The organism is Arthrobacter sp. ZGTC131 (assembly GCF_002929275.1).
Taxonomy (GTDB): domain Bacteria; phylum Actinomycetota; class Actinomycetes; order Actinomycetales; family Micrococcaceae; genus Arthrobacter.
The window spans coordinates 1-538 of sequence record NZ_PJIK01000100.1 but is presented as its reverse complement, the minus strand read 5'-3'; the positions used below and the strand labels follow the sequence as shown (position 1 = coordinate 538).

The 538-nt window shown below is 63.2% G+C and carries 1 pseudogene; it reads left to right on the top strand.

Annotated features, from left to right (window positions below):
• Window positions 1-39: 39 nt before the first annotated feature.
• Window positions 40-538: pseudogene (locus CXQ90_RS21870) on the top strand (hypothetical protein); the annotation flags it as partial.

Here is a 538-nt window from a genome sequence, read left to right as displayed (position 1 = left end):
TCCCTGTCCACTCCCGCCCGGCCTGCGCCTCCTACGGCCGTGACTCCCGGTCCCAAGCAACTTGCGGCTCTGAAGGCGGAAGAGGAAGCCCGCAAACACCGCAGGGACCTGCGCAACATCAACATCACCCTGTACGCTGCCTGCCTCCTGCTGGTTGCCGCCGCCTCACTCTTCATCGGCTTGGCAATATCGCAGACCCCACGGTTTGCGGGCGTGAGCATTGTTTCCGGCATGTTTTACGCCGGCGGGCTGGCTGTGCATGCGCGAAGCCGGCGGCTGCGGCCAGCCGGGGTGGCCTTTACCGGAACCGGTTTGGCTCTCATCCCTGTGGTGGGCCTGGCTTTGAACAACTTTGTGCTCCGCGATGCGCCCCTGGCCTGGCTGGCCACCTCGCTTGTCGGAACCATGGCGTTTGGCTATGCAGCTGCAAAGCTGGACAGCAGGGTTGTTGCCTATCTATCCATAACCTTCCTGCTCTCGACAGCGCTGGCCTCAGGCGCCGCCCTGCGCTCCGGAATTGTCTGGTACTTTCTCTTCA